30 protein-coding genes are annotated in these 26,149 nt (G+C 55.2%); 25 read left to right on the forward strand and 5 right to left on the reverse strand.

Going from position 1 to position 26,149, the window contains the following annotated elements; translation table 11 throughout:
• Positions 1-35 precede the first annotated feature (35 nt).
• The 4 genes from FEJ81_RS20190 (at position 36) to FEJ81_RS20205 (ending at position 3,514) form a co-directional block, all read left to right on the forward strand.
• The gene (locus FEJ81_RS20190; RefSeq protein WP_138247035.1) at positions 36-1,259 is read left to right on the forward strand and encodes a TrkA C-terminal domain-containing protein; all 1,224 of its coding nucleotides are present in this window, start codon (positions 36-38) and stop codon (positions 1,257-1,259) included.
• Positions 1,256-2,500, forward strand: coding sequence for a cation:proton antiporter regulatory subunit (locus tag FEJ81_RS20195; RefSeq protein WP_138247036.1), 1,245 nt, complete (start codon positions 1,256-1,258; stop codon positions 2,498-2,500). Before FEJ81_RS20190 ends, FEJ81_RS20195 begins: the two co-directional genes overlap by 4 nt.
• Before the next feature lie 63 nt (positions 2,501-2,563).
• Positions 2,564-2,797 carry a hypothetical protein gene (locus tag FEJ81_RS20200; protein ID WP_138247037.1) on the forward strand — a complete coding sequence of 78 codons (234 nt, stop codon included), beginning with the start codon at positions 2,564-2,566 and terminating at the stop codon, positions 2,795-2,797.
• 318 nt (positions 2,798-3,115) lie between these two features.
• Positions 3,116-3,514, forward strand: a complete 399-nt coding sequence (locus FEJ81_RS20205) for a CBS domain-containing protein (RefSeq protein ID WP_138247038.1) — start codon at positions 3,116-3,118, stop codon at positions 3,512-3,514.
• On the opposite strand, the gene FEJ81_RS20210 is transcribed toward FEJ81_RS20205, so the two are convergent.
• A complete protein-coding gene (locus tag FEJ81_RS20210; protein WP_138247039.1) occupies positions 3,503-3,703 on the reverse strand; it encodes a hypothetical protein in 201 nt (66 codons plus the stop codon). The genes FEJ81_RS20205 and FEJ81_RS20210 overlap by 12 nt on opposite strands.
• Positions 3,704-3,765: 62 nt before the next feature.
• Positions 3,766-4,632, reverse strand: a complete 867-nt coding sequence (locus FEJ81_RS20215; RefSeq protein ID WP_229504810.1) for an ion transporter — start codon at positions 4,630-4,632, stop codon at positions 3,766-3,768.
• Positions 4,633-4,782: 150 nt separating this feature from the next.
• On the opposite strand from FEJ81_RS20215, the gene FEJ81_RS20220 reads away from it, so the two are divergent.
• The 3 genes from FEJ81_RS20220 to FEJ81_RS20225 are packed head-to-tail and all read left to right on the forward strand — an operon-like array spanning position 4,783 to position 5,533.
• The gene (locus tag FEJ81_RS20220) at positions 4,783-5,169 is read left to right on the forward strand and encodes a potassium transporter TrkA (RefSeq protein WP_138247040.1); all 387 of its coding nucleotides are present in this window, start codon (positions 4,783-4,785) and stop codon (positions 5,167-5,169) included.
• Positions 5,169-5,333 carry a hypothetical protein gene (locus FEJ81_RS23470; RefSeq protein ID WP_175416505.1) on the forward strand — a complete coding sequence of 55 codons (165 nt, stop codon included), beginning with the start codon at positions 5,169-5,171 and terminating at the stop codon, positions 5,331-5,333. The genes FEJ81_RS20220 and FEJ81_RS23470 overlap by 1 nt, the downstream gene beginning before the upstream one ends.
• Entirely contained in the window at positions 5,330-5,533 is a 204-nt protein-coding gene (locus FEJ81_RS20225) for a hypothetical protein (RefSeq protein ID WP_138247041.1), read from the forward strand. Before FEJ81_RS23470 ends, FEJ81_RS20225 begins: the two co-directional genes overlap by 4 nt.
• Before the next feature lie 238 nt (positions 5,534-5,771).
• On the opposite strand, the gene FEJ81_RS20230 is transcribed toward FEJ81_RS20225, so the two are convergent.
• Entirely contained in the window at positions 5,772-6,020 is a 249-nt protein-coding gene (locus FEJ81_RS20230; protein ID WP_138247042.1) for a hypothetical protein, read from the reverse strand.
• A gap of 9 nt (positions 6,021-6,029) precedes the next feature.
• Entirely contained in the window at positions 6,030-6,632 is a 603-nt protein-coding gene (locus FEJ81_RS20235) for a hypothetical protein (protein WP_138247043.1), read from the reverse strand.
• Between the two features lie 245 nt (positions 6,633-6,877).
• Between FEJ81_RS20235 and FEJ81_RS20240 the strand changes: the two genes are divergently transcribed.
• The 4 genes from FEJ81_RS20240 (at position 6,878) to FEJ81_RS20255 (ending at position 8,498) form a co-directional block, all read left to right on the forward strand.
• Positions 6,878-7,177 (forward strand): hypothetical protein, encoded by a 300-nt coding sequence (locus tag FEJ81_RS20240; RefSeq protein ID WP_138247044.1) that lies wholly within the window; start codon positions 6,878-6,880, stop codon positions 7,175-7,177.
• Positions 7,170-7,376: a hypothetical protein gene (locus tag FEJ81_RS20245; protein WP_138247045.1), complete on the forward strand. Its 207-nt coding sequence runs from the start codon at positions 7,170-7,172 to the stop codon at positions 7,374-7,376. The genes FEJ81_RS20240 and FEJ81_RS20245 overlap by 8 nt, the downstream gene beginning before the upstream one ends.
• 13 nt (positions 7,377-7,389) lie before the next feature.
• Positions 7,390-7,698: a hypothetical protein gene (locus FEJ81_RS20250; RefSeq protein WP_138247046.1), complete on the forward strand. Its 309-nt coding sequence runs from the start codon at positions 7,390-7,392 to the stop codon at positions 7,696-7,698.
• 608 nt (positions 7,699-8,306) lie between these two features.
• Positions 8,307-8,498 (forward strand): hypothetical protein, encoded by a 192-nt coding sequence (locus tag FEJ81_RS20255; protein ID WP_138247047.1) that lies wholly within the window; start codon positions 8,307-8,309, stop codon positions 8,496-8,498.
• Here FEJ81_RS20255 and FEJ81_RS20260 read toward each other — a convergent pair.
• Positions 8,495-8,851: a hypothetical protein gene (locus tag FEJ81_RS20260; RefSeq protein ID WP_138247048.1), complete on the reverse strand. Its 357-nt coding sequence runs from the start codon at positions 8,849-8,851 to the stop codon at positions 8,495-8,497. The two genes, FEJ81_RS20255 and FEJ81_RS20260, sit on opposite strands and share 4 nt — an antisense overlap.
• Positions 8,852-9,701: 850 nt before the next feature.
• On the opposite strand from FEJ81_RS20260, the gene FEJ81_RS20265 reads away from it, so the two are divergent.
• The 14 genes from FEJ81_RS20265 to FEJ81_RS20330 all read left to right on the forward strand — a co-directional run bounded on the left by FEJ81_RS20265 (position 9,702) and on the right by FEJ81_RS20330 (position 25,584).
• A complete protein-coding gene (locus FEJ81_RS20265) occupies positions 9,702-10,043 on the forward strand; it encodes a pilin (RefSeq protein ID WP_138247176.1) in 342 nt (113 codons plus the stop codon).
• 29 nt (positions 10,044-10,072) lie between these two features.
• Positions 10,073-11,818, forward strand: coding sequence for a hypothetical protein (locus tag FEJ81_RS20270; RefSeq protein WP_175416506.1), 1,746 nt, complete (start codon positions 10,073-10,075; stop codon positions 11,816-11,818).
• Positions 11,819-11,855: 37 nt separating this feature from the next.
• The gene (locus FEJ81_RS20275) at positions 11,856-12,680 is read left to right on the forward strand and encodes a hypothetical protein (RefSeq protein ID WP_229504812.1); all 825 of its coding nucleotides are present in this window, start codon (positions 11,856-11,858) and stop codon (positions 12,678-12,680) included.
• Complete coding sequence (locus FEJ81_RS20280; protein WP_138247050.1) at positions 12,681-13,889, forward strand: hypothetical protein; 1,209 nt, start codon at positions 12,681-12,683, stop codon at positions 13,887-13,889.
• A gap of 5 nt (positions 13,890-13,894) precedes the next feature.
• Complete coding sequence (locus FEJ81_RS20285; RefSeq protein WP_138247051.1) at positions 13,895-17,203, forward strand: VirB4 family type IV secretion system protein; 3,309 nt, start codon at positions 13,895-13,897, stop codon at positions 17,201-17,203.
• Between the two features lie 4 nt (positions 17,204-17,207).
• Positions 17,208-18,395 carry a hypothetical protein gene (locus FEJ81_RS20290; protein ID WP_138247052.1) on the forward strand — a complete coding sequence of 396 codons (1,188 nt, stop codon included), beginning with the start codon at positions 17,208-17,210 and terminating at the stop codon, positions 18,393-18,395.
• Positions 18,385-21,438 carry a TraM recognition domain-containing protein gene (locus FEJ81_RS20295; protein ID WP_175416507.1) on the forward strand — a complete coding sequence of 1,018 codons (3,054 nt, stop codon included), beginning with the start codon at positions 18,385-18,387 and terminating at the stop codon, positions 21,436-21,438. The genes FEJ81_RS20290 and FEJ81_RS20295 overlap by 11 nt, the downstream gene beginning before the upstream one ends.
• A 356-nt stretch (positions 21,439-21,794) precedes the next feature.
• Positions 21,795-23,051, forward strand: coding sequence for a phage NrS-1 polymerase family protein (locus FEJ81_RS20300; protein ID WP_138247179.1), 1,257 nt, complete (start codon positions 21,795-21,797; stop codon positions 23,049-23,051).
• A 193-nt stretch (positions 23,052-23,244) separates the two neighbouring features.
• A complete protein-coding gene (locus tag FEJ81_RS20305; RefSeq protein WP_006182422.1) occupies positions 23,245-23,520 on the forward strand; it encodes a ribbon-helix-helix domain-containing protein in 276 nt (91 codons plus the stop codon).
• Positions 23,501-23,794 (forward strand): type II toxin-antitoxin system RelE family toxin, encoded by a 294-nt coding sequence (locus FEJ81_RS23905; protein ID WP_138247053.1) that lies wholly within the window; start codon positions 23,501-23,503, stop codon positions 23,792-23,794. The genes FEJ81_RS20305 and FEJ81_RS23905 overlap by 20 nt, the downstream gene beginning before the upstream one ends.
• A 242-nt stretch (positions 23,795-24,036) precedes the next feature.
• On the forward strand, positions 24,037-24,267 hold the full coding sequence (locus FEJ81_RS20315) for a UPF0175 family protein (protein ID WP_006183651.1): 231 nt from the start codon (positions 24,037-24,039) through the stop codon (positions 24,265-24,267).
• 125 nt (positions 24,268-24,392) lie between these two features.
• On the forward strand, positions 24,393-24,686 hold the full coding sequence (locus tag FEJ81_RS20320) for a PadR family transcriptional regulator (protein ID WP_138247054.1): 294 nt from the start codon (positions 24,393-24,395) through the stop codon (positions 24,684-24,686).
• 200 nt (positions 24,687-24,886) lie between these two features.
• Positions 24,887-25,246 (forward strand): MarR family transcriptional regulator, encoded by a 360-nt coding sequence (locus FEJ81_RS20325; protein ID WP_006183653.1) that lies wholly within the window; start codon positions 24,887-24,889, stop codon positions 25,244-25,246.
• Positions 25,243-25,584 (forward strand): hypothetical protein, encoded by a 342-nt coding sequence (locus tag FEJ81_RS20330; protein WP_006183654.1) that lies wholly within the window; start codon positions 25,243-25,245, stop codon positions 25,582-25,584. Before FEJ81_RS20325 ends, FEJ81_RS20330 begins: the two co-directional genes overlap by 4 nt.
• The last annotated feature ends 565 nt before the right edge of the window (positions 25,585-26,149 follow it).

Below are 26,149 nucleotides of genomic sequence, written 5' to 3' on the forward strand. Positions count from 1 at the left end.
TATGTCTATACTCCTCCAGTTATTGAAGGCTGTATATGGTTTTGGAATCGGCATCTGAACTCCTACTTGGAGTGTACCTTGGGTTGCTTGCAGCTATTTTTCCTGCCTTCATCGCATTCTCCATCGGATTCATTTTCAAATACTTCACCACTGTCACCATTCCGGGACTCGGCGTTGTCGCACTCGGCGGGACCCTGGCCGGCGTCTCCGGTGGTTTAATGGGATTGATAGACCCCACGTTAGCTGGAAGTTGGACCGGTATCACAGCGGTATTAGTCATTCTGATGGCGAGTCTCTGGGCGCATAGCCAGGGCGACAAGCTCGCCACTGCGACACCGCGGAAACTCACGTTAAAGGCGCTGCGGGAAACGACACTGTCCGCGGACCTCGCGGAGCGTATTGATTCGTACGGACAGGTCCACATTCGTCCGATCGGTGGGATATCCGATATCGAAGGGTACCCACCGCTACCGGATAATCTCCGTCATCAGGTGGGCACGAGTTCGTGGCGATTCCCCGCGACTCTCTCGCTTTCAGAGCTTGAGACAAAGCTCGAAGAACGATTGTTGACTGATTATGAACTCGCGGAAGCGTCCGCCACGATTGACAAACAGGGGCGAGCCCAGATCGCAGCCGCACCGACCGCTGCTGGCCTCTCGCGACGCGTCCCCTCTGGTCGGCGAGCTGTGTCGATTCAAACAGTGTTGCCGACCGGTGTGGGACGGGGTGATAGAGTCACAGTAAAACTCCCGGATGGTGACGTTACAGGCCCGGTTGTGAGTGCTCGGACCACTGGTGCTGAAGTTCCGACCGAACCGACGGAAGCAGAAGCGAAACAAACCGACGGGGGTGACGAACCCGTCACACAGCTCACTCCGAAGATGACGACGACAGGTGGTGAAGGAGAGGTAACGATTGCGGTCCCGTACGAGGACGGACGACGTGTTATTCGATCGGAGTTCGCGCCGATGACCATCCATTCGCGTGGAAAACAACGAGAATACGAGATGATCGGTATACTCAAGCGGGGAGGAAATCGGTTCCGAACGGTGATGGTCGCCGACGGGAGTCCTCTCGCAGGTATGACGGTCGGTGACCAGCAGGTCCGCTCGAATTACGGGGTCACGATCCTGGCGATTCGGCGGCCGGAGGGTTCGATCATCGCCCCGACAGGATCCACTGAGCTTCACGCCGGTGATTCGCTGATACTCGCCGGTAAACCAGAGAAATTACGCGAGTTCGAGGAGGTGATGGCGTGAGTCTCCTATCGACAGTTGCCGCTCACCCGCTAATAGCGGCACTTGTGAGCGTTCTAGCGCTCTCGCTGCTCGCGTTCGTGGTTACTACAATCGTCACACTCGTGTTTCGTGTGAGAACAGGAAATATGTTCCCAGAAGGTGCGACGCTCATCGTTGGGCTCGGGGTGGTCGCCGTGTATCTCAATACTCGCCTAACACTCATTCAATTCATTTCTAGTCGTGGTGAGGTGGTGTCGCCCAGCGAAGCATTACTCAATATCTCCGTATTTGTTGCAGCAGGAGTCGCATCCTACGGTGGTCGACGTCTCGGCGATGCCATGGGCTCTTCCGATCGGTTCACTTGGAAACGACTTCAACCGGATTTAAGCCCTATTGTGCGCGCAACTGGCAGATTTATCACCGTCACGGTCCCCGAAACTGTCGAAGATATAGAGGGATACGACCCCGTCGATGCGGAGACGAAACGCGTGATTGCGGGAAAATCGATGGATTTCCCCAAAGGGCTCACGATCGAGGAACTCCACTCTCAGGTGATCGCACGCCTCAAGGAAGAACACGACATTGGGTACGTCGACGTGGATATTGGTCCAGATGGGGCCGTTACGTACCTCGCTGTTGGACAGCGGGCTGCCGGATTGGGCCAGACAATACCTCCGAACTCCGTCGGCGTGGCAGTTCCCACGGATCCACCGTTTAGCGCTTCTCCCGGAGATACCGTTCAGCTGTGGCGTACAGATGGTGACGAGACAGAGACGAGACTCGGAACGGCTGAACTCCGAGCCAGTGTCGGTTCGGTGGCGACACTCGTAATCGACGAGGCGACAGCGGCTGAGGTCGATCCAACGGCAGACCACCGGTTGATGACACTTTCGGCGAACTCTCACCCGGAACGGGAATTCGCCGCGATGCTCCGTCGGAAAGACGAAACCATGAGCATTCTCGAGATAGCAACTGAAAGCCCGCTCATCGGTGAGTCTCTCGGCAGTCTTGATGTCACGGTCATTGCTGTACGCTCTGCTGACGGCGAGACCGAAACGATTCCCGACCACCATTATCGGATCGAGGCCGGTGACGACCTCTTCGTCCTCGGCTCTCCCGAAGCCCTTCGGAAACTCGAATCCCTTGAACAGGTCTGGCTCTCGAGTCCTGATGAGGAGTTCGATCCACAAATTTTCGAATCGAACCGCCCTGAGGACGCCGATAGTGGAGACGGACAGCCTCAGGAACGAACACTCAAGTAACGTGTATTTTGACGGGGCTAGGCAACCCAATTCAATAGAACCGCGTCCAAAGAACGAGGTGTGGTGAAAGAGATCCACGAAGTCACAGGCCACTCGGTCTTTACGTATCCGAGCGAGATCGTCGTCGAACTCCGTGGCCAGACAATCGACGAGGAATTCACTTCCATCACTTATCAGTTTGAACCGATCCGATCCGGGTCGGAACAAGTGCAACCACGCGAGCCGATCGACGATTCCCACCGTAATATCGTCGATAACGCCTTGGCTGAGGCTGGGTACGAACTGATGTCGAAATAACAGTAGAAATTAACCACGAAGGTGACTGACCTAATGCCAACAACCGTTACTTGTCCACGCTGTGACGCCCCGATGGACACACCGAATTCTGATGATCGGGCTACTGCTGCTTCTAGTACTATTGTGTACACATGTCAGACAGAGTCTTGTCCACAGATGGCGGTAATCCACGTTCGAAATCACTTCTGATCTAACATTCGTGGGTGAGAAGTAATCCAGCTGAATCGCAAGATCCCGGTCGGGACTATAGATATCCTAATCCTCGTCAAACTCCTCAATCCCACAGGCTATAAGTCCGTGCTTACAGTTTCAGCATCCATGATTCCGTTTTACATCGGGGAAGTAATGCGCAAGCGAGCAGCGGAACTCGAGAAGGACCGGAAGGCTTCTCGAGCCGTTGAGAAGCTGACTGAACCGGATGCTGAATTAGTAGTTGTGACAGAAGACGGGGACCCGGTCGGAGTTTTCACTCATTCTGAGGTGGTTACGTTAGTCGATGACGAAACGGATGTCTCTACCACGACGCTTGCGGAATGCTCACTATCACCGGTGGCAACGGTCAACGAATCGGAAAGTATCGAAACCGCGGCCGCGATGATGAAGAAGAACGGCCTCAGGTATCTACTCGTCACGAAAGCGAGTGAGATCATTGGCTACCTCACGGATCGCGATATCTCCCAGGCGGTCGCAGATTCCGAAAAAGAGTCATCCAAGTAGGTCAGAATATGCCAGCCACATATTCCGGATTGTGAATACGAGTAAGAAGGCGAGGAATGCAAGCGTCGCATATTCAGTATGACCGAATACCCAGAGCCCCCCGGCTAGGACGAGTATCACCAGTACGTAGGGATTGAGGTTATATGCGATAATGTCACTCACGCCACTGCCGCCATCTCTACTACTCATTTGATGTGGCTCATTAAACCCAAGAGAGGTAATATATCTGGTTGAACTCTATCCATCTTAGATCACTGTTCTCGTTCCAGTTCGTCGTGAACATGAGGTTGGGGGGGTTCGTCGACGAGTTCGTCGACTTCCTCTCCGCAGTGGGGACAATACTGTTGCCCTTGCCGTCGGCGCTCCAGTTCCTCGACAAATCCGGAAGCGACGATACCAGCAGGGAGTGCAAACAGCGCAATACCGAGGAGTGCGACTGTCGCCCCCAGTGCACGGCCAAGTGGCGTCACGGGGACGACATCGCCGTATCCGACGGTCGTCAGCGTAACGATGCCCCACCAGATCGCAGCCGGAATGCTGGAAAATACCTCGGGCTGTGCGGCCCGCTCGACGTAGTACATCAGGCTGGAAACGAACACCAACCAAATGCTCATCACAAGGACGGTGATAAGCAATTCCTCAGATTTTCGCCGGAAAACGTTCGTGATCAACGTCAGCGAACTTGAGTATCGCGCGATCTTCAGTAGGCGGAACAGCCGGAAGATACGGAGCATCCGTTCTGCGCCCGCCTCGCCGAGTACGATCGGGAGGTAGAACGGGAAGATCGCGATCAGGTCAATAAGCGCGTAGGGGGAAAGCATGAACCGAATGCGACCACGAATCGGGCTCGAGTAGCGCTCGTCGACCGTACACGACCAGACCCGGAGCAGGTACTCGACAGTGAACACACCGACACAGAACACGTCGAACGCAGCGAAAAGTTGGCCGTATCGGGCACCGATCCACGACACCGTCCCCGCAATGAACGTCGCAACGTTGAGGACGATAAGTGCCATAATGAAGAGGTTCGTCCCCAAAGAGAGCCAGCTCTCTTTATGCCTCCCGTCGAGCAGAAGATAGACGCGCTCTTTCGGCGGCCGAGACGAATCCATCGCCATTATTTACTGCTTACTCAGTTGAACGACCGATATAAGAACGCTGGTATCACTTAGCCTCCGTTGCCACAGGAACAGCGAGACTCCTCCTCAGGCGAAATTGAGAATCCTTGGCGACCGAACAATGATTACGCTGCTCGGTCCACTACGAGTATGAAGGTATTCGAGACACACCTACCCGGAGTTGGACAGCGATACCGTATCTCGTTTCCAGACGGCGGAACGTTCACGATCGTCATCCACAACGACGGATCACGACGGGTGTTTTGGGGAAGCGATTCGGACAGCGATAGTGAGAAACTGTTCACGGCGACTGAGCGCGATGCCCAGAAAATCGCGGAAATCTTCGAGGGCGTCTTCTTCGACCCCGTCGCCGACGATCTCGACGATGCGCTCTCGGGGGCGCAGATCAAGTGGGTAGCCATTCCGGATGATTCACCAATTGCGGCGATAACAAACAGGGCTGCTACCTCTGCCGGGAGTGTCACGATTCAGTCCACGACGGCGGCGCACAACCATCGGCGGACAACGACTGGCTGATGAGCGCGGTCGAGAACCTCGTCGAACACCACCTCGAGTACCACGGCGAGTTAGACAAGCACGAGCTCCTCAGACGCTACAACGTGACTTCGGAAAACCTCGTAGAGTACGCAATTCAGGAAGTCCGAGCGGCCACTGGTTGCGATGGAGGCACATCAGCATGAGTGCGACGAAAACTGACGGCGGTGACGATCCCGCCACTGACACCGCGGAGGAAACGATCACGATTGACGAGACCGTCGACGGCGCCGCAGTCGAGTTCCCGATCGCCGAACGGCTCGGCGTGTCGACGATGTCTCGAAGGCCGCCTTGGAACTCGAGCGTTGGAAGATCGTCTCGAAAGGTCGGGCCAACGATGGGATGATGGTCGATCTCAATGTCGACGGGATCGAAGGGGTCTGCCAGGCCGCAACGGAGCGCGAGAAGACCGAGCAACTGATGGTAGACCTTTGACTCCTACTAGCTCGCTTTGTTCTCGAGAAGGAAGGTGGTTCAATCGGGATATACTACGATCTAGCCAAATCACACTACTGTAGAACTTCTGAGACTGCTTCGCCAAAGGCCGGTCTGAACTCAGTTCGGTCGAGGTACGAAAACGAGAATTATTGGGTGGCGGCAGCGAGCAGCCCTAGCCCGATGATGACTCCGAGTCCGACACCTGCACCTGTAGCCGCAGCACGGCGGACCTCTGGATCTTTATGGATCTCTTCAGCAAGTGCGCTACCCACTTGCTTTCCAGCTTCTTGACCAAACTCCTGAATAAGGAGATTGATCGGGTCAGCGGTTTCGCTGTTCGTTTGAGGGCGATTCTCGGCCTGAACGGTCGGGACAGTAGTATTGGTATCAGTCATCGTGTGCTGTTACATTTCCTCATTGTTTTCGTCCATTCCACCTGCAGAGACGGTGATCTGGCTGTCAACTGTACTCTCGTCTTCATCGGGTGTGGTGCTACCCCCAGTGTTCGACTCATTACCACTTGAGGTAGCTTTCTGTTTGGTCTCCCGTTTTGCAGTCGTAGATTCGTCGAATAGCCCACGTGCGATCTCGGCAGCTGGGGTCTCTTGATCGCGAGTTCCCTCGGTTTCAATAACCATCCGGGCCAGTAGCCGATCGACCTCATTGATTTCGCCGCCTGTCTTCGACTTCTCGATGAGGTGCTCGACGATTCGGCGGTGTTCTGCCAGCATCCGTTGCTGGCTCAGTTCCTTAATGATGCCCACCGCCTCATCTACCATGTTCGCTTCGTCGAGCGCTTCCAGAACACCCACAACAGTCGCGCGTGTCTGTTCGATCTGTTCGCGCTTCTCGACTGTGACTTCGTCAAGGTCCTCTGGATCAATCTCGACGTTCTCTTTCACGAGTTCGTCCAGGAACTCGTCCCACGAACTCGCACCCCACTCTTTTTTCAGGGGCTCGAGACGTCCTTTCACGTCGTCTGAAACTCCAATCGTTGTGTCTGACATCGACACTTATCTATTGTGAGTATGACTACCTCAAACTTCTCGTGTGACCATACCATACTCCCAGTATACTCGCATTGGAGCCGAGTAAGTTCGAGTACTGGATAGGGCCAAAGTCGGATCGACAGGTAGGTGTTGACCCGTGTCAACGCAGTCTTCGACAAGCCAGAAATCGTCCTTGAGGAGATTGATCGACTGTAGCGTGTTTAGTGGGTACGCTTATTAATCCAGAGTATAAGGCGCCAGGTATGAACTGCCCATTTTGTGATGAGTTCAACAACCCAGGTGAGGACCGAGTGAAAGATCATATGGTCGACTCGCATCGGAGCGAACTTCCGAGTTTTACCGACTCAATGAACTGTCAGCGCGAAGACTGTGGCGGAACTGTTCCTGCTGGTGCCCGTCGGTGCAACCTCAACGATCACGACCACGCGAGATATTTTGCTGGGATAAAACTGACTGAAGACGATGTCGTGACCCACATTAACGGTAGATCAATCGATAAGATTCGCGAAGATGGGTATATACCCGAGAAGGACGATGACTGACGGCAAATCCACCGATGTCCGAACCTATCCGTGCCCATCCCCCGACGACTGTCCGTTCACTGCTGGCGGTGCAGCGGAACTCCTCGAGCACGTCAACAGCGAGCACGCCGGCGAGTACCAGCGCGATGATTGGCCAGACACGCCAGCTGGTCGGGCAGCTCGAGGGGCCGGCGACGAGGACGATGTCGACGACCAATAGGAGGATAGTTTCGATGGCTGACGAGGACGCCGGCCACGAACTCGCTGGTCGCGAAGAAACACTCGAGCGCCTTGAGGCCGCAGCCCGCGAGCGGTGGGGCGACGAGTGGGCGATCCGGGCGACGCACTTCGCGGACGGCACTACGCAGGCCTACGCCTTCCACTCGCGTGGCGTCGTCGACGACGATCGCGACGAGAAGACTCTCGAGCAAGAGCGGCTGTATACCGACGGCGACAGCGCGGTCTTCCAGCGCGTTCACATCCAGCGCGAGGGCGTCGTCGACGTGCTCGAGGAACGCGAATTCGAACGCGATCACGACTGATTTTCTGGGTTCGTTCTGCTACGGCGGCTTAAGCGTGATCGTGGATAATGTATAGTATGCCGAGAACGATCCCACAAGGCCCGTCGAAATTGGCGAATAGCCGGGTGCGGTTTTCGACCAAGGTTGCGCTAGCGACTATCCCGATGTTTATATCCGCGTGGCATCTGATCGCCGGAATCGCATCCGCCATTCTGTTGCTTTACGTGTCGCAAAAGGCCAAGAGCGAATACGAGGTCGCGAACGAGAGGCGAATTAAGTATGAGGCGAAAACCGAACTTCATCAAGAACGTCGAGAAGCCGATCGCCAAGACCCGCTGAGGTGAAGTCGAATTGAATTCGTATACGTACTTTATCACTGACTATTCCAGCGCGCCGGTCGGGTCATGCGACCGTTCGGCCGCTCTCGAGCGTACGCGAGATAGATTCTCGAGTGCTGTTTCTCACCACACCTGTGGCTGTGAAGTCATCTACAGCGTCGCGTACTACAAGAACGTCACCGACGATGTCCTGGGCGACGAGATTCTCGTCGAGTTCGACGACTACTTCTTCCGCATCTTAAGAGATTCCGGTACTAACGTTCAAATGTGATCCCGAGGCCAACGGCAGTGATGCCTCTGGACGATCGTCGCGAAGACCTCCTGGTCGCCGTCGCACTGACCGAGTTCAGCGTTCACTACGAAGACGCCGATCCCGAACTCTCGCGAGCAGCGTGGCAGCTCGCAGCGAGCCGCCTCGTCGATCACGACCTCGAACCGCTCGAGGCCGTCGACGCACTCGAAATTGGGAAGAAGATATCTTAGTGGCGGATCGATTCCAACTGGAAGTCAGAACTGCGGTAGTCCATCGACAGTTCAAGTGCCTCGTCGATCACTTCTTTCAGATCTGCTTTCGCATCTTCTGGAATCGTTTCATCATCTTCCATCGTTTCCCACGTCGACATTCGCGAGAGGACTTCCGCTGCTTCTCCTGCCAACCGATCAATCTCGTCCTTTACAGTTGGATGATGGCCTGCTCCCATCTGGAGGTAGGTGAGCGCCTCGGTCGTATCTCGAGCTGCGTAGAGATAGTCTGCGTTTCGGTCAAGATCGCCGTCCTCGAAGTCTTCTTTTCTGTTCGCCAAGTTTCGCTGTGCGGTTGAAGTCCAAGACCCCATATCAAACTCCTTTTGTTTGTGTTGTGTTATATACTTTCTCCTGATTTGATTGGACAGTAGAAAACGAAGACGATTGTCGAGTCACCGATGCCGTCGACACACTCGAGATTGGATAGCTTTCGCTTGACGTCTGATTGCCTCGAGAAGACCTCAAAAGGTCGCTGGATGGGCACAAGGGGGGGATGACCGCTGGGCGGATATTGGACATGGTTGGGATGGGACGTTGGATTGTGTCGCGTAGAGAACTGAACGAGTGGATTGCATCAATCGTCGAGGACACCCTTCCCTCCACGGTGACCGTTGTATTGGAAAGAGCACTCACTCAAATACAATAGTTGATATCTATAGATGAATATACCATATACTTAAATTACTAATAATGCCACCCAGTAGTAACTATTATGTAGCACCAATAAGGAGTATTCAGTGCTGACATTAGGGCACGAAATAATGTTGTGCAAGACTGCTCACACACGAATTCCGATCATATCCGTCAACGCGGTGTTCCCCAGGTGGGGTTGCAGTACCACTGCCTCCAGGTCCGTTCGAGACGTATTGACTACACGATTGACCAGTTGTGAGAGCACCCCGCAGGACTGGGACGCATTGGTTGCCGATGTGAGTCGTGATACAACGTACGACCTCGAGGGCCTGATTGCATCGCTATCCAACGATGAGGACCACCAGCCACAGCCTGACGCACTCCACCCAGATATTGCCACACATGAGTAATAGTCCCGCACCCGATTCCGTTGAACAATCTGCCAAACGCCCTGATGAGCAATCCATGTTTTCGGGTCAGTTCCGAACTCTGTCCTCCCGAGTGTCACCAAAGATACTCCCGGTCGCCATGTGGATGGCATTCCTCGTCATTATGACTGGCTCAGCGGCTGCCCAGTCGGATGTCGGTGATGTCTACTGTGGAACTGGCGTCGAAACAGGAATCACCATCGTCTTTGGAGCAATTGCCGGGCTTGGACTCCCTGCAACGGGTTTCTACGTCTGTCGAGCGGGGCTCTCGTACATGCGCGCGGGCGGCAATCCCGAGAAAAAGAACACCGCCAAAGAGCGACTGGTGATGTCGGGTGTTGGATTTGGCATCATCGTCCTTGCGCTCATCTCGCCCGAGCTCATCGATAATGTTGGAAGTCAGATGGGATTCGAGTTCTCGAGTTGTGTGCAGCCATTCTGATCCATTCACAGATGGCCCCGGCCCGTTCGATGCTCGTCGTGGTCGCCCTCCTCGGCACGAGTAGTCTCTTGGGTGGCCTTGCGAGCACCACAGCTCTCGCAGCAGATTCACACTCGAGTACAGCAGTCACTGCAGGTGGACCTGATCACGGCGTCAACGAGTCGCGATTCTATTTACTGTGGTCAGAAGATACAGACCAGGAAAATCTCTCGAGCGACGATTTTGCTGCGAACGCGTCATCGTCTGCGGAATTCACACAGCGCCTTTCGAGGTCAACGGACTACCTGTTCGACGATCCAATCGAGGATGTCGAGCAGTGGAATCGCGGCGATTTCGGTGAGTATACCGCTGGTGATGCAGCGACTTCAGTTCATCCGGAGTCGGCTGACCTCGAGGATGGCCGGTACATCAAAGACGCACACGCCAGCATCTTCGCTGTTCAACCGTCGACGGTCCTCCAGTCAGGTACCGAGTCAACCACATACATCGCGCCGGAGGGAGAGGTACTTGCGACAGCTGATTATCGAGTTGAGGTTCCAGACGATCGTGAGAGCGGCCCAGTGCGTGAGGAGTGGTCCCTCGAGGAAGCGGAACTCGATGGGGTGGATCTCCAGGCCGCTGGTCAGCAACTCGATTCCAACATCAGCCACCGGTCAACCCTCGAGTATAGCGGCCTGTCAGGCGACCCAACGCTGACAGTTGCGGTAGATATCTCTGCTCAACTCCGACACGAACGGCGGACGTGTGATGAGTATAATGAGAGTGCGGACTCCTGTGATGGCTCGTGGGAGACAGAGCTCACTCATCCGTCCGACCAACTCACAGTAACTGACTCGCGCAACACTACTGTCAACCAAATCGACACTGCCACTGGAACCCAAACGACGTTCGAAACCGATGACGAACAGACGGGCGCTGTCGTTCACCCAAGTACCATCTGGTCAGTGATTGAGATTGACGATGGAACACGAGTTCGCGGGAACTGGCGCTTCTATTCCGCTGGCGACGCCGGCTGGCAAACGATGGTCTCACGGACAGAGACCGGGACGACTCGAGCAAATTCCACAGTGCGTCCGGCACAGCTCTACGCGGTCCCCATGCAGGCAGAACCGGATGTCTCGAGCGGCGCGACGGAGACGGTCGAACCACCGCTCGAGATTGAAGACGCCTGGGGGAGTGAACATGCTGGGCCGTCCCTTGCTGAGGCAATCGACGTTACTCCTGTCGATCAGTACGTAAACTCATCGTCCGTGGCGCTGCAGTCGGAATCGATTACAGCCGATTCGTTTGACACGGTCACCGTTCACGGCATTGTTCGCGGCCAGTCACAAACAGTCTCGCTCGCGGACGACGGCATCGTTCGCGAAACCAATCTCAATCTGACCGTGCTCGAGGACGATTACTCAGGAGTGGTCGTCGAAGCAACAGTGACGGAAAACGCAACTGGAGAGCCAGTGACGACTGGGCGTGTGGAAGTCGGCAACCAGTCGGCTCCCCTCAACGCCAGTGGCATGGCTCGACTCCACCTCGAGGAGCGGCCATCGCTCCTGGTTGAGGGAACGTACGTTGCCGAGGATTGGTGGCGTACGGAGACGATGTACGCTACTGCAGAGGATCGAGCAAAGGCTCCGCCGAAGTACCCACAGTTTGCTCAACTGGTCCAGTTAGCGCTCGTAACGCTACTCTGGTTCCTGCCAGTTGCCTTGGCCGTCTACGGGTTTGACTACCTGACTGACGGCGCATTCCTTGGACTCACAGATACCGATGACAGATAACAATCCAACTCACGAGAGTCGTATCGCTCGCCGATCAATGCTTGCTAGCATCGGACTGAGTACCGCCGCACTTGCTGGCTGTACGTCGGACTCCTCCACGAATCCGTCGAACAACAGTACAGCGGATGGAACCGGACTCAGCACTGAAGATAGCGATGTCTTCGCGAACGTCGAGATGAACGGGAAGAATCTCGAGGTCGAAGTGACTGGGGAGAGTTCGACTGCGTTCATCAACCTCGTCGATCCGAATGGCGAGTTATTCGACCAAGCCCGTCTCGAGGAAGATGACACTGAAGCCTCGTTCGAGATCCTCGGCAGGTATGAAGACGACCTTCCGACTGGCGAGTACGAACTCATCGCCCTCGAGAGTCTCGAGAGCGATGATCCAATCGACTCGACGACGATTTCGCTCGATGCAGAGTGCAGAATCACCGACGTGCTCTGGGCGGCAGAGAATCCAGATATGGACTGGGACAAGAACTCACCAGTCTGGGATGAGTATGCGGCAGTTGTCATAGAGAACAAGGGAACGATTCCATCCTTACTCACCGAACTCAAGTGGGACGGTGCCCCAGTTGCTCGACTCCAATCGAAGGATGCACAATCATACTACCACGAGGTCCGTTTACCACCGGGAGAGACAACCGTCTATTCTGCGGATTCGGTGTATGGTACCGAAGGAGCTGTGCATTCGCTCAACTGTGGGGAACTCGGTACAGAACCGATGACCGTGACGGCCATTACTCAGGTTGGTCCTGATCCGTCGTATACCCAGCAAATCGAGTACAGTGATGAGTCGTGTGAGCTCGCTATTGTTGAGAGTGGCCCCGGTGAATCAACGGCTGCTGGAGGTGAGAACTAAATGCCATGGCTGCAGGACCAAGTAGAGAATGGGATCAAGAACATTCTTCAAGACTTCACTGACGCGCTTCTTGGTCTTGTGAACAATATTTATGAGTCACTCTTGGGACCAATTGTCGGTGTTCCAACCCCTGAATCAGATTCCGGATACATGGTAGTCAATACACCGGATAATGCGCCATGGGATAGCCTGTATCAGGATGTGTATTTAGCATATATTATGCCGTTAGCGATCATGCTGATTGTGATCGCGTTCGCGTTTATTGGACTTCGCGCAGGCTCGATGAGTTCGTATCGTCGAAAACGCCTCATGAGGCGGTTAGGACTCGTGTTTATGGGAACGTTCGTCTGGTTTCCGTTGGTTTCGATTCCGCTTCAATTCGTTGACGCAGTTGGGATGACTATCGCTCCTGTTGATGACATGTCTGCAGGACTTGATGGACTCATCCAGTCCTCGCTTGGCGGGATGTTTACGGTTCTGGCAATGGTCGTCATATCGAACTTTTTCTTAGTAGTTGCTGGATTTGTCGTGGCCCTCCGGTGGATTGCAATTTGTGTATTGACACCGGTAATGCCGCTATTGGGTGTCCTTTGGGCACTGGATGTCTGGCCGTTCAGTCCCGCCGCAAATATGGCGCGGCAAGCTGCTGGAATCTATCCAGGATTGGTGCTTGCAGGGATACCGCCGGCGATCCTTTTTCGACTCGGATGGGAAGTTGGAGGTCTCGAGTCCTCTGTGAAGGGTCTGTTTTCGTTGTTCATCGGATTGACCCTGATTCCTGCCGCGATCATCGCGATGATCATGACCGTCTACTGGAGCAGCCCTGCTGTCCGGACGATCGCCCAGAAGAGTGTTACTGCCACGAATCCGGCATCGGCTGCTGCTGGGGCCAGCAAAGCAAAAGCTGCCTCTGGAAGTGCTGTGCGTGGTGCTCGAAATGTCCACCGGGGGTACGCAAACGGAAAGTACGGTCCTGTGACCAAAAGCGGCCAGACGAAACTCGAGAACAGCAACTCGAAAGCGTACAAGCTGGGTCAATCAGCGAACTCGACGAAAGCCCATGCGCGCCGGTACAATAACCTCCGAAAATCGGAGTCGGGCCGGATGCGCGACAAAGCCAAAGATGACGCCAAACAGGTCACACGGAAAACGTCGACCAAAGCCAAGCAAGGACTCAGAAACACCAAAGAAAAGGTCTCGAGGTGGTGATTCAGATGAGCTCGAATACAGCAGACAGCGAGTACAATGCGCGGAAAATCCACCAATCACTGGGTGGCACGACAGCGTTCTTCCAGGGCTATACGATCGGCGAGCTCATGTTGTTTCTGACGGTGGCGTTCGTCACCGTCATCGCAGCAACGTTCGTCCCCTCTGCACTGACGATCCCGATTCTCGGGTTTGGAATTATGCTCACTATCCTTCTCTTTCTCCTCCATAAGGTCAAACCCGACTACCTCTGGCTCACCGAGTGGCTCGTCGCTCGATTCGGCTGGGCGATCAAAAACAAGGAATACACGCACGGTGGCGAGGACAATAGCGAAGTTCGCTATCTGACCCGTCTCAATCGGGTGTATCCACACGCTATCGAACGTACTGATGGTGCACTCGTCGGAGCGATGAAAGTTGAGCCAGCGAACATGGCCCTCGAGGACGACGAGGCCTGGGCGAAGGCCGTGCAGTCACTTTCAGAGTTCGTCAATTCGACTGTCGACTTCCCTGTGAAGATCTACATCACCAGCCGCGAAATCGACGAAGACGACATCGTTCGCGAACACCAGAATCGACTTGGCGATGCTGACGTTCGCTCGCGGCCAGTCCTGAAACGCCTCCTCGAGGAGTACGTTGCTGCCAATACGAACGAAAACGAGGATATCGACTCTGAAACGACGACAATACGAGAGTACTATCTCATCACTGCGGTGACCGACAGCGACATCGAACAGTTCGATGAAACCGGTGATAGTGTACTGGCCTATCTCGCAGATGTACCAGTTCTCGGGCGACTCTTCGGCCGCTTTCAGTCTGAGGAATTGAGTGAGTCCAAGCGCGACCAACTCAAAGAAGAGAAACTCGAATCACGACTCGCACAACTCCGCCGAGGTGGATCGTCGCTCTATCGGTGTTCGATCAGCCCCGTCGACGCGTATGACCTCGCTCGAGTCACGAAGGAGTACTGGACGTGCCAATCGCAAGACTACGCTGACATGACGAGTGCGATTGGGACGTTCCCAGTCGTCTCTCACGGCATCAGCGATGGTGTGCCAGCGACGCCAGATCCAAAGGATGTCCTTGATTCGATGGACGACAGCAGTGACGAAACTGCGGACTGGGAGTACTCCCTCGAGGATCTCGATGAAGAAGACACTGCTGACGACCCATCGGTTCCCGACGCGAATCGTCTGCCGGACACGTCGACGATGCACCAGTCAGTGGTTGCCCCGTCGTCGATCGATTGGGAGACAACCTACGCCGTGATCAACGACGAGACGTTCGTTCGCACCTTCTGGATTGAACAGTTCCCCGAAGAGCCCTCGGATGGCCTCCTTGAGCGACTCTTGCTCGAGACAGATTTGCAGACGGATCTCAGCATCCACCTTGATCCGTTCGATAGCCAATCGGCCCAGGACATGATGGCAGATTGGATTTCGGACTTGAAGATCAACCAGCACGATTCGAACAGTCTCAAAGCCGAAGACCTGCAGGAGGATATCGACCAGGCGAAGTACATGCGGTCGCTCGTTCGGGCGAACAAAGCCTCGTTCTATCGAGGCGGCGTATTCATCCGCTTGGCTGCCGAGAGCCAGCAGGAACTCGAGAACCAGACGACCCGGTTACGGTCAGTCATCAAGGACGCACCAGCCAACTGTACACTCAAAGTCGCCAGTCGATGGCAGGAACGTGGGCTTGCGACCGTCTCGCCGCTCGGACGGAATGAACTCGGTCGCGATCGAATGTCGACGCTGACCAACCAAGCGATTGGCGCGATGTTCCCATTTTCGTCGAACTACCAGATGATGGATGATGGAATCGAATACGGCTATCATGGTCACAACGGTTCTCCGATTCGCATCAACCCGTGGGACCTCGAGACCGGGCATAGTGAACTCGTCGTCGGGATGCCCGGTGCCGGGAAGACGTTCGGCGGGATCATGCGCCACCTGCGGATGATGAAGCGGCGCAACGACACGATGCTCGTCCTCGTTGATCCAGTCGGCGGCTTCCGTGGTATCGCGGATGCCCTGAACGCGAAGACAATCACTGTCGGCGGCGATACGAAACTGAACCCGCTCGAGATCCGTCAGACGCCCCAGCACGTCCTCGAGTCCAGCGACGGGGTCTCTCCCCTCTCGGCGAAGAAAGACGAGGTCTACGCCGTTCTCGAGAACTTCCTTGACGCTCGTGATATCGAACTCGGGGCCGAAACTGGTGTCCTCTCGTATGTGATCGACGAAGCCTATCGGCAGGCAGGGGTCGTTGAGGATGACGTCTCGACACACACGTCAGAGAACTCGCCGACGATGCAGGATGTCCACCAGATCCTTTGTGATATCGCTGAGAATCCGGACGAGCATAACATCGCTGCATCCGAATCCGCTCGCGAACGGGCTGCACAGTACGCGGATGAACTCGCGATTGCCTTCCAGCCCTTCCGCGAAGGTGGCTCCTACGAAAATCTCTCACATCGCTCAGAGATCGATATTCTCGAGGGCGACAACAAGGTCGTCTACATCGATCTGGGCCAGATTGAGGGGAGTGCCTCGGGGATCGATCGGCAGACGTTCCTTATGCAATTGCTGCTGTCGACGATCTACCAGCAAGCAAAGAACACCCAACGGAACGTCGAACTCGCGATCGACGAGGCACACTACCTTTTCGAAGACCAGGCGAACCTTGACTTCCTCGAGACGGCGTTCCGTCACCAGCGCCACGCCGGCCTTCGAATGGTATTGCTCTCCCAGACCGCTCAGGAGTTTTACGAGACTGAGCAGGCCGAGAAGATCATCGGGATGTGTCCGATCAAAGTCTTCCACAAACTCCCCGAATTGGACGATCGGACGGCCGACAAAATCGGGTTGACGAAAGAACAGCGCCAGTACATCAGAGGTGCCGACGCTGGGAAAGCGGACCTCGGCTACAGTCAATCACTCGTTCGCGTCGAGGAACACGGCACCTATCCTGTGCATGTGGTCGCAGACGACTTCGAAAAGCGAGTTATCGACTACGAACCCGAGGATCAGGCCTTCATCCAACAGGCAATGAACGACGAGTCAGCGGAACTGCTCGCTTTCGAGGAATTCGTCGAGACCGAAGCACAGCAAAACGCGCTTGCGACCCGCCTCGACATCACTGCTGAGACGGCGAGCAAACTCCTCGAGGAGGATCTCACCAAGACAGAAGTCCTTGATGCAGTCGTCGAACAGGCTCTTGAGACAGAGACGGACATCGAAGAGGCATCGATCCAGACCGATGACGGAGCGTCAGCTCCCGAACAGCGCACAACCGAACCCGAATATGACAACTAAGACCATGACTATGCTCAACCGTTTCACGAAACTGCTTGGTTCATCGCCCCAGTACGAGGCGACGCAACTCGAGTTTGGAGAGAAGGGATCGTTCGTCCAGCAGCAAGCAGATACGCCAGGACTGCTCCTTCGGATCCGCCCCTACAAGGAGAACAATGGTGTCGTGGATGGGGCCGGCGTTCTGCAATCAGTTCACGACGTGACGATGAACTTTCGCGGGAAGAATACGAGCGATCACCACTCGTTCGAGGTCTGGTTCGATGAGGGCAAAATTTCGTTCTATATGCACGCTGCTACCGAGGCAGCCGCAGACAAGTTCCGACGGCGTGTCGGGAACAACTACGCGAACAGTGAGATTTTCCCTGTCGAAGAGGGCCATGCGTTCCCGGTCATCGATTCTGACCAGTACGTCGCCGGTGCGTGGCTCGAGATGGAGAAAATTCCGTACTACCCGATCCGCCATCACAACAGCGAAGGCTTCGAGACGGATCCCTACGGCGAGATAACAAGCGAGATGCTGTCGCTCGACGAGAGTACAGTCGTTACACAGGTTATTTTCCGGCCTGCAAAGCAGTCGTGGACTGACGGCGACCGCTTCAAGCACAATAGCGTCGACGAACTCGCTCATGCACTTCGCCAAGGGACATCCGTAGGGTGGCTGAGTCCCCGAACACGACCGGCGAGCGCGAAGGACAAGCAGGCCGCAAAGACGATTGAACAGCAACGCGGGCAACAGGCGTTCCACGTGAATATTCGCGTATTGGCGGCCTCGAGTGAACAGGCCGAGGCTGAGGCTCGAGCCCGCGGCGTCGCAGGGATGTTTAGGAAGTACTACAACGCGATCACGGAGCAGGGACTCGACGATAATCCAGTCTGGCATCGCAACGAGCGAAAGCGGGCTGAACAGCTTCGACGATTCATCCACCGAATGCGTGATCGCGAATGGGTCGACCGGCATATGATCATGACCGTCGACGAACTCGCCGGCGTCGCACATATCCCGAACGCAGAGATTGAGACGCCGAAGATCGACTGGCGATACACGCAGCGTGGTGATCGCCTCCCATCGGATGGGTCTCAACACCCATCTGACGAATCGCCGATTGATGGGCAGACACCAGCTGTGCCAGATGAGACAGCAGTCACCGTTGATGACTCTACTCGAGATCAGGAGGGATTTGATGGTATTTGATCGGTTCTTTGGACCCGGTGAGGAGTCTTCGAATAGCGATAATGAGCATGAACCAGTAGATGATGCGTCCGGTGAAGAAATCCCCTCCACAGGTAGTGACAATCAGACAGAAACCAAGAACGCTGTCGCTGAGTCGTCTCCTGATCAGCAACCAAACTCCGACGGCGAGCAGTACCAAATCGTCGATCAAAACACGACTCGTGTCGGTGGCAAGCCGGTTCTCACAGAGACAGCCAACGAAGGCACGGTTGCAGGCCCGTTCGTTCGAGAAATGTTCGAGGCCGGGATGTACAATGCCCCTGCTCCACTCTGGATTGGCTACACGGAGGACCCCCAAACGGGCTTTCGTGAGGCCCCGCTCCGGTTTGACTCACTCTTCCGGCATAACTGGATCGCTGGGACGACCGGCTACGGAAAGACGACTCAACTCCTGAATATGATGGTGCAGTGGGCGTATTCGGGCTACGGCTTCACGTACTTCGATCCGAAGGGCCGTGATTCTCGAGAACTGCTCCGGATGCTCCCCAAGCATCGCCTCGAGGACGTGGTCTGGATCGAGCCCGGGTCGACCACCCACGAGAACACGGTCGGGATGAACTTCCTCGAGGTACCCGACTGCGAGACGACTGAGGAACTCGAGAATGAGATCGAAAACCGGGTCGAGAACCTGAAAGCAGTCTTCGATACCTCCGACTACTGGGGCATCAACATGGAAGCGATCACCGAGTCGATGGCTCGGGCGATGATGAAATCCGAGCAACCGTTTTCGGTCATCGATATGTATTTCATCTTGCTGAATGCCGATCGACGGGAGGATTTCGCGCTCGATGTCGAGGACCCCTATATCAGAGAGTTCTGTCTCGAGATCGCGAATATGGAGGAGGAGACGGTTCGACCACTTCTGAAACGGATCAAGTCGTGGGTTGAGAACTCGGTGATTCGTCGGATTATCGCTCACCGGGAGAGTACGATCAATTTCCGCGATATCATTGAGAACGACCGAATCGTCATTGTCCGAACGCCAGTCGAGAACACGGATATCAAGAAGATGGTCACCCTCGGCGTGATGCGGAATTTGTGGAGTGCGATTCAGCGGCGGTCATACGAACTCGATACCGATCCAGACCCCTACTTCGTTCTCTGTGACGAGTTCGACGATATCGCGAGCGACAATCTCGATATCGAGTCGATGCTCGCCCGTGCTCGATCGATGCGTCTCTCTGTGACCTTAGCCTCGCAGTATCCCTCTCAGTTCGATGAGGACACGCTGAAAGCGATGCAGAACAACTGTGATAACCTCCTCACGTTCTCGGTCAACGACAGCGACGATGCCGAGTTGTTGATGAAACGCTTCCGTGATTACACAGCTGAAGACCTCATCACGACCGATCAGTTCAAAGTCTGGACGCGGATCCCGCTCTCGGGCGGGCGCTACTCTGAACCCGTCTTGATCCGGACGTTTCCGCCCTACCCGCCCCTTCGGGAACCAGATGCTGTCGATCGAATCATCGAACAGAGTCTTGAGCGGTATGGGACTGATCCGCTGACGGACGCTGAAATCCTGCAAGATCTCATCTATAGCGATTCGAACGAAGCAGCGAACCCCAAGCAGATTCTTGGGGAGACGATGGCAGAAGCCGTTCGTGCAGTCCAGATTCGAGAGAGTGTGCGGGCGGAAAACGGCTGGGTCGATGTCACTGTCGTCGACGAGGAACTTGCGGCCCGTCTCGAGAATACCGAGAGTGAGATCGACGTTACCCCTGAAGACTTGCCTGACGTTCGTGAGGAATCCAGGTTGCTTGAGGTTATGCTACAGAACGACGATATCGTAGTTCGGCTCACTGACGACGGAGAAACAGTGGTCGAACCGGAGACAGGCACTGTCAGATCTGCCGGTGGCTCTACACACGATGCAGTCCTCCTCGAGACGGAAACAGCGCTTACAGAGCGTGGGTTCAGTGTCGAAATCCTCGAGCAGGACGGAAGCGAGCAACCGGACGCCATCGCGACGCATCCAGATCACGACGTCGTGTTTAACATCGAGGCTGAGACAACGACGCCAGACCGACCCGTCAAGGTCTTGCAGAATCTCAAGCGAGCCCACGAAGCAGATCGGATTCCGATCTTCGTCGTCCGTCCTGGTGACTCCGAGACAGAGTGGGCGACTCGGGTCGAGAATATCCTTTCGCCACCGCTGCAAGAACGAGCCGATGGCACTGAACAATTCTACAACTGCGACGAGGTCGTGACCTTCGGTGGTGGTGCGACCGCTCACGGTGGCGTTACTGCCGTTCGGCCCAAGACATCTGAGACGAATCGGACGGTTTGGACACGAGAGAATGGTGAGATCGTCCTTTCAGACGGTGAAACAGCGTTTGCCCGTGTTCCAGATGAGAGTACACTCTCGAAGGACAGTGTGCCAGCCTACTATAGCCATGATCGTGAAGCCGGGCAGTATACTGTCTACGAAGCTGGCGAAACCCATGTCTACGACTCGAGAGACGACTTTGAGGATGAATGGACGCCGATCAAACGGCCATTCCGACCTGCTGTTGACCTACCAGACTCGGATTATTCACGGGAGAGCTACCTCATTCTGATACTCTCTGACGATGAGCGTCCTGTACTCTTCCAGCAGGGCGAGACATACGGTTTGTCTGATTCGCCAACCGGTGAGGAACTATGGCCGGGCATCTCTTCAGGGAATCACTCTCGAGCAACGGAGTTGTCCTCATCAGTAGAGTCAGGTTCATCAGTATCGGAGCCAGTTGAGGTTGACCCAGACGGCGACGGCATTGAGGCGTTCGCAGCGATGTATATCAGAGAGGCGGATGGGGCACAAATTCCAAAGGCAGCACTGTTTCAGGCCTACTCGAGATGGACCGACCAGCACGATATTGATGGAACAAACGCGAGCTGGTTCGGTCGGAAGCTTTCGAACGTCGTCGACTATGAGGATACCCGAGTCAGAGACGGTGACGATCTCGTGACTGTCTATGCCGGTATCAATCTGACCAGAGATGGATCAGAGTTCCTTGAGTGAGAGATAATATCAGAACAATGAATATAATTCAGGCACTTGGCCCACTGAAAATCTCGCCCCACAACCTAAATTCCAAAATCCGATTAGTAACTGGTGTATCTGCCAGTATCCGCCATATAGCCGGATTTGTTCAGGGCAAATTTCCCGTTCAGGTCACGGAATTGGTACCTGTTCAGGGCAAAACCGCAGTACAGTGGCGGTGTTCAGGGCAAGTCGGCGCTCAAAACCAACTAGTATACAACGGGTTGCACCCGTTGGACAGGGTCACGGACAGTCTACCAGCCTACGGCATGTTTATCAGCACACTGATGGGTGGTATGCGACCAGATGGACGCGAAGTACGAGGCGGATCGGCGATGTCTGAACAGACGGTTTCGGTACTCCCCAAGCAGTTACGTGAGCGTGACCAGTGGGTGTGTTGGCGAGAAGAATCTCGAGATGGGAAACCAACCAAGATCCCGGTGACACCAGGCAGTGGTGAGTTCGCGTCTTCAACGGATCCAGAGACATGGGCGTCGGTCGAAACCGCGCTCGAGTACGCCGATTCGGGGGATGCAAATGGCATCGGGTTCGTGTTTACCGACAATGATCCCATTGTCGGCGTGGATCTCGATGATTGCCGAGACCCGAAGACCGAGACCGTCGACGATGCAGCGCAGGATATCATTGAGCGACTCGACTCCTATACGGAAATCTCCCCATCGGGAACTGGGTTTCATGTGCTCATCGAGGGAGAGCTCCCAGACGGCCGGAACCGGCGTGGAAGTATCGAACTGTACGACACGGCCCGGTTTTTCACCGTGACTGGTGCCACCCTCGAGGAGATGCCCAGTCGCGTTGCTCGTCGACAGGATGCACTCGAGGCGATTCATCGTGAATACGTCCAAGACAGTGAGAGCGATGGAGCGTCCGAGTCAGGGTACCGTGGTGTGACTGACGAGCAGGCTTCGACGGACACAGCAGGCGATGTTGATGTTGACCTCGAGGACGAGGAACTGCTCGAGAAGGCTCGAAATGCGTCGAACGGTGAGAAATTCGAGCGATTATGGCGTGGCTCGACTGCTGGGTACGAAAGCCAGTCAGAGGCCGATATGGCACTGTGCTGTCTGCTGGCGTTCTGGACCGGCGGCGACCACACTCGAATGGATCGACTCTTCCGGCAGTCAGGGCTTCTCCGCGAAAAATGGGACGACGTCCACTATGCCGATGGATCGACGTACGGCGAAAAGACCATCGAACGAGCGATTACAAGCACGTCTGAGTTCTACGATCCGGACGCTCGAGACGACTCGAGTGAAGCGAGTTCCAGACAGAACGAGTCGGCGATCACCGGCAGTCGTGACGAACCAGCGGAAAATCATGCATATCTGGTCGAGAAGAATCGACTGTTGACTGACCGCGTCGACGACCTCGAGGCTGCGCTCGAGGAGAAAGACGAACGCATCGATGCACTCGAGGCGACCAACGAAGCGCTTCGAGAACAACTCAGAGACTGTCAGGAGACACTCGAGCGTCGTGATCAGGCTTCGAACCCCGAGATGGATGAGGCCAGTGCTAATGAAGGCGACTCGATCTGGGGCCGTGCAAAGCAATTCGTTGGGGACGGCGACTGAAACCCGATTCATCGCTCCCCGCCGGGTTTATCGACTCCCGGAGGGGTGAGGAGTTCAACGATGACTGTAATCAACCAGGGAGACGAACAACGCATTGCGTGGTTGTACGGACCGGTTGTGAGGTGTGGCCATAATCTGATTTCAGCAATCTCGACGGTACTGTTTTGTGTATGTACTACGAACGTACAAGCGTATGTCCGAAGCTGAAACCAACAATGGTGATCCTGAGATTGAACGAATCAACCTTCGGATTTCCCAGTCTTTCCGCGAGGTCGTTGATGAGACGTGGCGCGAGCGGGGATTCAATAGCCGAAGTGAGTTTATTCGCTACGCACTGCGAGAGTCAGTGAATCATCCGGAGGGTGCTGGGTTCTGGAAGGACCTTGCAATTAGTGAAGCACAGTTTGATGACGGTGAGAGCCGCTCGAGCGAGGAAATCAAAGCAGCATATGGGTCCGACGACGAATGACGACGATTGGGAGTGGGCATTTTCGTCTCGAGCAGAAAACCAACTTGCGCAGTTACCTACAGAAACACAGGACCGAATCATCACGAAACTCGATGATGTCGTGTCCTCAGAGTGGCGCGAGCCAGCTGACTTCCTTGAGCCATTGACTAATTCGCCGTACAAGAAGTTACGAGTTGGGACCTATCGACTGGGGTGTCGGCTTCGATCGGAAGAACGCATCGTACGCGTGGAGAGCGTTCGGAAGCGAGACGGAGCATATTCAGCGGATGATTGATAAGTTGTTGAGACTCATAGTGTGGAGAGTTCAACGATAATACCTGAATGAAACGTTCTAATGGCTACTATAGTCCTCGCTTCTTGGATCGATAGCTGAGTTGGGCACTCGTAGTATGGAGTGGCAGCCTCTCGAAACACACTCGTTACTGGCATATTCAGGAATTGCCAGTCAACTCAAATCGACGACGTCAGACGAGGACACACTAATGACGCTGCCGCTCGAGTACACACCTATAACCCATGACAACTGATCGTTGCAGCCCCCATATCGACCATACTGAGGAGTTCGCCACTACTATCGGGCTCTACGTGCTCGGTGAAATCTCCCTAGGGAAGGCTGCAGAGCGAGCTGGTATCACCCGCTGGGAGATGACAGAGATTCTCACTGCAGCCGGTGTTGAGATTCGACTTGGCCCACAGACTATGGACGATCTCAAGGACGAGCTCGAGACAGCGCTCGACATCGAATGAGCGAGTCGTCCGCTGTGGTTTTGTCAAGATCTGAGACTCGCTTCTCACGTACATGCTATCCCTGAATCACGTTTTCTTTCACCAGTTCTCGGAACGCTTATAGCTCTATACTCAATAATTTCGATATGTACGATTTGACTGCCTTTCAGCGTGATGTCCTGTATGTAATCGCCGGCCAAGACGAGCCCCACGGGCTTGCGATCAAAGACGAACTCGAGAATTACTACGAAACGGAGATCCATCACGGTCGGCTGTATCCCAATCTCGACGAGGTCGTCGACAAGGGTCTCGTCGAGAAAGGCCAACTCGACAAGCGAACGAACTACTACACGATCACTGCCCGCGGCCAGCGTGAGCTCGAGGCCCGGCGCGAGTGGGAAGACCAGTACGTCGATGGATTTGACGCGAGCGACGAGTAGCTAGTTCAGCCGACTATCGGAGGATGATCCCTTCCTCGTTCGAATACGCCGTTTCCTCGGGTGCCGCGCCTGGTCGAATCGAACAGATTCTCCCGTCTCGAGTCTCGTTGTGACGTGTAGTTGATATGGAGTGTTTCTCCTCGCTATCGCTGTAACAAACATCCCAAACAGATATGGATCAACGGCACCAACATCAATCTATGTCGAGCGGCACCATCGATATCGACGAGTTCGAGAACGCCGACGACGACGAATTCGAGGGCCGAAATAACACCGAGCAAATCGTGCTGTTCCTGGACGAGAACGACGACCGAGCGTGGAAGGCGGCGACGATCGCTGAACAACTTGAGCTGGATACAGACGCTGTCAGTGCGATTCTCTCGCGACTGAAGGAACGAGGTCTTGTGCGGCACAAGCGCCCGTACTGGGCGATCACAGACAACGAGGAACGGCTCCGAACCGCCTACCGACTTCACCAGCACCACCAGACTGCAGACGAACAGTACGGCGAAGAGCATCTCGAGGAGTTGAAAACTGACGAGATGGAGGAAGTACGGTGACGGCGTTCGATGAACTGAAACGCGGCGACATCATCTGGGGGACCGATCCGCTCTCGGACAAAGGACGTCCAATGCTCGTTCTGGGAACACCTCAGTTCCCAAACCACGGTGTACAGCTCATCACCGTCCTAATCTCCACAAAGGCGTATCATGAAGAATCACTCACGCTCCGCGACGACGACTACGAGGGCGATCCACTCGGAGAACAGAGTCACGTACTTCCGTGGTCGCTTGCGACCCTCAACAGTGCCGCAGAGGTCGAACTTCATATGACGTCTCTTATCGAGGAACGCACTGAAGACATTGCGACACAATCGATCGGCTACATCTCCTCCTAAGGGAACTTGCTGCCATCAACAATCGTACCGGAACCACATGAACTGCTCTACCAAGGGCTGGGAAACGCCCCGCAGCAAGTACAAGCGGTTTATCAAGACCCGTGCGTCGCTACTAGACTCTCGATATTAACAGATTTCCGGCTGACGAGTTCCCGTGGGAGCAGAGCTTTCCCGGTGATCAAGATGGCCTCGCCCTCTCTGAGTCCGCTAGGCATCGGTTGTGTGACCGAGCGTCGAATCCGGATAGACGGTGTTTCCCAACGGCCCGCCCCGCTCGCCGCTGCCGCCTGCCGGTGAGCAAAGCTCACCGATGTCTCGTTCGCTTCGCTCACGAGACCTCCGCGTCGCTCGCGACCGACCATTCCGGGCTGCCTGCCTGCAGTCGCGGGCGGGCTGCCGGGCTAAAATGCATGTGCCCTCGGCGCCAGCACCAAGCGCGCTTTCGGTTGCGTCTCTCTCGCTCCTGACGTCGCTCGCTCGACGGACGCGAAACCGGCTTGTGTGCTGGCCGCTCGCTCCGGGCGGACGGCGCGCGGTACTGGTTGGGACACCTCAGTCAGGCGCG

It is taken from the genome of Natrinema versiforme (assembly GCF_005576615.1).
GTDB classification, from domain to species: Archaea; Halobacteriota; Halobacteria; order Halobacteriales; family Natrialbaceae; genus Natrinema; species Natrinema versiforme_A.

What these genes read in the sequence shown, in the direction of transcription:
- FEJ81_RS20190 (WP_138247035.1), top strand. Translation starts at nt 36, where the DNA reads ATGGTTTTGGAATCGGCATCTGAACTCCTACTTGGAGTGTACCTTGGG.
- FEJ81_RS20205 (WP_138247038.1), top strand. Translation starts at nt 3,116, where the DNA reads ATGATTCCGTTTTACATCGGGGAAGTAATGCGCAAGCGAGCAGCGGAA.
- FEJ81_RS20210 (WP_138247039.1), bottom strand. Translation starts at nt 3,703, where the DNA reads ATGAGTAGTAGAGATGGCGGCAGTGGCGTGAGTGACATTATCGCATAT.
- FEJ81_RS20215 (WP_229504810.1), bottom strand. Translation starts at nt 4,632, where the DNA reads ATGGCGATGGATTCGTCTCGGCCGCCGAAAGAGCGCGTCTATCTTCTG.
- FEJ81_RS20220 (WP_138247040.1), top strand. Translation starts at nt 4,783, where the DNA reads ATGAAGGTATTCGAGACACACCTACCCGGAGTTGGACAGCGATACCGT.
- FEJ81_RS23470 (WP_175416505.1), top strand. Translation starts at nt 5,169, where the DNA reads ATGAGCGCGGTCGAGAACCTCGTCGAACACCACCTCGAGTACCACGGC.
- FEJ81_RS20225 (WP_138247041.1), top strand. Translation starts at nt 5,330, where the DNA reads ATGAGTGCGACGAAAACTGACGGCGGTGACGATCCCGCCACTGACACC.
- FEJ81_RS20230 (WP_138247042.1), bottom strand. Translation starts at nt 6,020, where the DNA reads ATGACTGATACCAATACTACTGTCCCGACCGTTCAGGCCGAGAATCGC.
- FEJ81_RS20235 (WP_138247043.1), bottom strand. Translation starts at nt 6,632, where the DNA reads ATGTCAGACACAACGATTGGAGTTTCAGACGACGTGAAAGGACGTCTC.
- FEJ81_RS20240 (WP_138247044.1), top strand. Translation starts at nt 6,878, where the DNA reads ATGAACTGCCCATTTTGTGATGAGTTCAACAACCCAGGTGAGGACCGA.
- FEJ81_RS20245 (WP_138247045.1), top strand. Translation starts at nt 7,170, where the DNA reads ATGACTGACGGCAAATCCACCGATGTCCGAACCTATCCGTGCCCATCC.
- FEJ81_RS20250 (WP_138247046.1), top strand. Translation starts at nt 7,390, where the DNA reads ATGGCTGACGAGGACGCCGGCCACGAACTCGCTGGTCGCGAAGAAACA.
- FEJ81_RS20255 (WP_138247047.1), top strand. Translation starts at nt 8,307, where the DNA reads ATGCCTCTGGACGATCGTCGCGAAGACCTCCTGGTCGCCGTCGCACTG.
- FEJ81_RS20260 (WP_138247048.1), bottom strand. Translation starts at nt 8,851, where the DNA reads ATGGGGTCTTGGACTTCAACCGCACAGCGAAACTTGGCGAACAGAAAA.
- FEJ81_RS20265 (WP_138247176.1), top strand. Translation starts at nt 9,702, where the DNA reads ATGTGGATGGCATTCCTCGTCATTATGACTGGCTCAGCGGCTGCCCAG.
- FEJ81_RS20270 (WP_175416506.1), top strand. Translation starts at nt 10,073, where the DNA reads ATGCTCGTCGTGGTCGCCCTCCTCGGCACGAGTAGTCTCTTGGGTGGC.
- FEJ81_RS20275 (WP_229504812.1), top strand. Translation starts at nt 11,856, where the DNA reads ATGCTTGCTAGCATCGGACTGAGTACCGCCGCACTTGCTGGCTGTACG.
- FEJ81_RS20280 (WP_138247050.1), top strand. Translation starts at nt 12,681, where the DNA reads ATGCCATGGCTGCAGGACCAAGTAGAGAATGGGATCAAGAACATTCTT.
- FEJ81_RS20285 (WP_138247051.1), top strand. Translation starts at nt 13,895, where the DNA reads ATGAGCTCGAATACAGCAGACAGCGAGTACAATGCGCGGAAAATCCAC.
- FEJ81_RS20290 (WP_138247052.1), top strand. Translation starts at nt 17,208, where the DNA reads ATGACTATGCTCAACCGTTTCACGAAACTGCTTGGTTCATCGCCCCAG.
- FEJ81_RS20295 (WP_175416507.1), top strand. Translation starts at nt 18,385, where the DNA reads ATGGTATTTGATCGGTTCTTTGGACCCGGTGAGGAGTCTTCGAATAGC.
- FEJ81_RS20300 (WP_138247179.1), top strand. Translation starts at nt 21,795, where the DNA reads ATGTCTGAACAGACGGTTTCGGTACTCCCCAAGCAGTTACGTGAGCGT.
- FEJ81_RS20305 (WP_006182422.1), top strand. Translation starts at nt 23,245, where the DNA reads ATGTCCGAAGCTGAAACCAACAATGGTGATCCTGAGATTGAACGAATC.
- FEJ81_RS23905 (WP_138247053.1), top strand. Translation starts at nt 23,501, where the DNA reads ATGGGTCCGACGACGAATGACGACGATTGGGAGTGGGCATTTTCGTCT.
- FEJ81_RS20315 (WP_006183651.1), top strand. Translation starts at nt 24,037, where the DNA reads ATGACAACTGATCGTTGCAGCCCCCATATCGACCATACTGAGGAGTTC.
- FEJ81_RS20320 (WP_138247054.1), top strand. Translation starts at nt 24,393, where the DNA reads ATGTACGATTTGACTGCCTTTCAGCGTGATGTCCTGTATGTAATCGCC.
- FEJ81_RS20325 (WP_006183653.1), top strand. Translation starts at nt 24,887, where the DNA reads ATGTCGAGCGGCACCATCGATATCGACGAGTTCGAGAACGCCGACGAC.